Raw genomic sequence first — 3,779 nt, 5'->3', positions numbered from 1 at the left:
CCGCTCCCCGGACAGCAGCGAGGGCGGATGCGGCGGCATCCGCAGTTCCGCGCAGAGCCGACACCCGCATGTCGTATGCGGAGACGAGGGCGCTCTGCTCGGCGATGTCGACGTCGAGCGTGTCGAGTTCGGCACGCGCGTGCACCACTTCGCGACTGGCCGCTGCCGCCGCATCCTGGGCATCTCCGAGACCGGCCGAGATCAGATCGATCTCCTCCTTGGCCTCGTCGATCGTGGCCTGCGTGACCGTGACCGCGGTGACCGCGGCGTCGTCGTCTTCGGTACCGAGGAGGGCGAGCCGCTGATTCGCGAGCGTGAAGAGGCCACGCATGCGCTCCTGCACCTGCTCGAGGCCGAACGCCACGCTGCGTGCCTCGTCGACGGCGACGGAATTCTGATCCTGCTCCAGTCGCGCGATGCTCGCGCGCACGGTCTCGGCCTGGTCTGAGAGCACCAGCCGCTCGGTGTGGCGCTCGTGCTCCGTGCGCGTGTGATCCGCGAGTGCGGCGCGCAGGGCGACGACGTCATCGGCGAAGATACGAGCCTTGGCATCGCGCACGACCGCAGCGATCGTCTGCGCCTCCCGGGCGATCTCGGCCTGGCGTCCCAACGGCTTGAGCTGCCTGCGGATCTCGCCGGCGAGGTCGCTCAGGCGGGTGAGGTTGGTCTCCATCGCATCGAGCTTGCGGAGGGTCTTCTCCTTGCGTCGGCGGTGCTTCAAGATTCCCGCCGCTTCCTCGATGAACCCGCGGCGATCTTCCGGAGACGCCTGGAGCACCGTGTCGAGACGGCCCTGGCCGACGATCACGTGCATCTCGCGGCCCAGGCCGGAGTCGCTCAGAAGCTCCTGCACATCGAGGAGACGGCATCCCTCGCCGTTGATCGCGTACTCACTGGAACCGTTGCGGAAGAGCGTACGGCTGATCGTCACCTCGGCGTACTCGATCGGCAACGCGCCGTCGGCGTTGTCGATCGTCAGCTGCACCTCGGCGCGACCGAGCGGACCGCGCGTCGACGTTCCGGCGAAGATGACGTCTTCCATCTTGCCGCCACGCAGCGTCTTCGCACCCTGCTCGCCCATCACCCAGGCCAGGGCGTCGACGACATTCGACTTGCCCGAGCCGTTCGGACCGACGATGCAGGTGACACCGGGCTCGAAGACGAAACTCGTCGGCTGCGCGAACGACTTGAACCCCTTGAGAGTCAGGCTCTTCAGATGCATGCGGGCACCGCTCGTCCGGGGAGAATCACGCGGCTACGCTACCGGAATCACGCGGTTTCAGCCTTATCCCGCGCGGGCGGCGAGAGAACTCGAGCACCAGACGACACGCCGAGCGGGACCACATGTGCTTGACGCCCGCCCGCTGGATTCGCTACGGTTGCGTCCGGATCGCCACACGAAAGGAGGTTACCGATGATTACGACTCAGCTCAACGCACAGGCCACTGGCCTCGCCGCGCCCGCGCACTTCGCGCCGCGCCACGCGTTCTCGGTAACCGCCGGCGTCCGCATCAGCGCTCTCTCGTAGAACCGCACACCGAGATTCCGTGCCCGTAGTGGGCTCTATCCGGTCGGCTCTTCCGCGCCCCGTCTGCTGACCTGCATCCCAGGTCCCGGCTCATCCCCGCGTGCGGGGCCACTTTTGCGTGACCCCGTCGCCCCGCGTTCTTCCGCATCGCTCCTGGCCGCTTCCTCGGTCGACGTGCGGTGCTTCCGCATCCATCGCCGCCTTTCTCTCGAAGGAACCATCGTGAACACCACGTTGCATCGCAGCGACATCCACCCGCCCGATATCGAGGACCGCGAGGTCCTCCAGATCCCCCACCCCGACGAGCTGCGTCGCCTGTCGCTCGCAGATCGTCTCTCCCTCCGGATCGGCCTCTGGCTCTTCCAGAGGGCGCAGCGCCCCCGGCGTCCGCGCCGCGGCCTGCACATCGATCCGGCAGACATGCTTCTGCTCGGTGAGCAGCGTCATCGCTCCGCCGCGGAATCCCAGGCACTGCTGATGTTCGACCTGCAGCGCGGAATGCGCTGATGATCGGGCGTCGGTGATGCTCGTCTCTCCTCCGATGGTTCCCCACCCCCGCCTGCTCCGTGCGGGCGGCGGCGGGGAACCATCGCCGGGGCCTCACCGCCGGCACTCTCCCCCGCTCCGCCCGTCGCGGAGCTCACCCGCTGGAAACACCTACGAAGGAAACATCACATGACGACCGTCGAACCGACGATCACGCCGCTGATCGTGCCGGTCTCCCTGGACGCCGATGACGCGGCCGACTTCCGCGCCTGCGCCGCACTCAACCGCCAGATCTGCGATGAACTGGTCGGCCTCCCCGATCTCGCCTCCACAGCCGAGCAGATGCTGCCCGGATGGCAGGACCAGACAGACGCACTCCACCGGGGGTTCGTCGCCCGCATCGACGGGCAGATCGTCGGCATGATCACGATCTGCATCGCCCTCGAAGATGAGGCTCACGCGATCGAGTTCGACCTGCTGGTGCCGCGCGAATACTGGGGGCAGGGCATCGAGGATGCCCTGCTCGCGCAGGCAGAAGCCGAGGCGCGGGTACATGATCGAAACGTCCTGCAGACCTGGACGCTGCATCGTCCGGAGGGCACTGAGCGCATGCTCGTGCCGCGCACGAAGTGGGGACGGATCCCGGCGACTCCGCTCTCCGACCTCGTCGAGAGCGACGGCTACGTGCTCGAGCAGGTCGAGCGCAACAGCGAGTACGACCTCCACGCGGACCCCGCTCCCCTGCGCGCAGCGCTGACGGACGCGACCGCGTTCGCCGGCCCCGACTACCGCGTCCTCGAATGGGATATGCCGACTCCGCCCGAACTCCGGGACGGCTTCGCGGACGTCCTCGCCCGGCTGTCGACGGATGCGCCGAGCGGCGACATGGACTTCGCCGAGGAGAGCTGGGACGCCGATCGCGTCGCCCGCCGGGAGGCGAGGATCCTGAGCTCCGGTCAAGCCGTCTCCGTGGTCGCGGTACAGCACGTTCCGACGGGAGAGCTCGTCGCCTACAACGAGCTGGTCATCGCCGCGGACCGCACCGGTGTCACGGAACAGTACGGCACCCTGGTGCGCAAGGACCACCGCGGGCATCGTCTGGGCACGATCGTGAAGTGCGCGAACCTGCTTCGCTGGCGCGAGCTGATGCCGCACTCCACCGTCGTCTCGACCTTCAATGCGGAGGAGAACAGGCCGATGCTGAGCATCAACGAGGCGATCGGCTTCGTGCCCGTCTCGTACGCCGGGGCGTGGCAGAAGATGATCTGACGAGCGCGCGGACCCGATCTCATTCTTCGGGATGACGTCGGGTCCGCACCGTCATCCGCCGGAGCGATGACGGCACCGCGGCGGGTGGCGAGGCTGGAAGCATGAACACTCCCGTGATCGAAGCCCACGCCCTCATCAAGACCTTCGGGACCACGCGCGCTCTCGCCGGCGTCGATCTGGCGATCCATCGAGGCGAATCCGTGGCGATCATGGGCGCCTCCGGCTCCGGCAAGACGACGCTCCTGCACGTGCTGGCTGGAATCACGGCGCCTGATGCCGGCAGCGTCGTCTTCCGCCCCGCCGAGGGCGCCCCCATCGAGGTGACCGCGCTCAGCGAGTCCGCGCGCTCCCGTCTGCGTCGCGAGAGGTTCGGGTTCGTCTTCCAACAGGGTCTTCTCATCCCCGAGCTGACGGCAGTGGAGAACGTCGCGCTGGCGTCCATGATCAACGGCGTCCGCCGCCAGGACGCCGTGCAGCACGCGGCGTCGTGGCTCGC

The 3,779-nt window shown here is 67.9% G+C and carries 4 protein-coding genes; 3 read left to right on the top strand and 1 reads right to left on the bottom strand.

Annotated features, from left to right (window positions below):
- Window positions 1-1,222, bottom strand: a 1,222-nt coding sequence (locus KZA10_RS09500; RefSeq protein WP_218682745.1) for a chromosome segregation SMC family protein, incomplete at its 3' end; no start/stop codon positions are given.
- Window positions 1,223-1,750: 528 nt separating this feature from the next.
- Between KZA10_RS09500 and KZA10_RS09495 the strand changes: the two genes are divergently transcribed.
- The 3 genes from KZA10_RS09495 to KZA10_RS09485 all read left to right on the top strand — a co-directional run.
- Window positions 1,751-2,035 carry a hypothetical protein gene (locus KZA10_RS09495; protein WP_055868552.1) on the top strand — a complete coding sequence of 95 codons (285 nt, stop codon included), beginning with the start codon at window positions 1,751-1,753 and terminating at the stop codon, window positions 2,033-2,035.
- A gap of 168 nt (window positions 2,036-2,203) precedes the next feature.
- Window positions 2,204-3,283, top strand: coding sequence for a GNAT family N-acetyltransferase (locus KZA10_RS09490; RefSeq protein WP_218682744.1), 1,080 nt, complete (start codon window positions 2,204-2,206; stop codon window positions 3,281-3,283).
- Between the two features lie 101 nt (window positions 3,284-3,384).
- Window positions 3,385-3,779 (top strand): ABC transporter ATP-binding protein (locus KZA10_RS09485; RefSeq protein WP_218682743.1); only part of this gene is annotated, 395 nt, incomplete at its 3' end.

The organism is Microbacterium sp. BF1, assembly GCF_019279095.1.
GTDB classification, from domain to species: Bacteria; Actinomycetota; Actinomycetes; order Actinomycetales; family Microbacteriaceae; genus Microbacterium; species Microbacterium maritypicum.
This window is presented reverse-complemented; position numbering and strand designations above follow the sequence as displayed.

Coding starts and splice junctions, on each gene's coding strand:
- KZA10_RS09490 (WP_218682744.1), top strand. CDS start 2,204: ATGACGACCGTCGAACCGACGATCACGCCGCTGATCGTGCCGGTCTCC.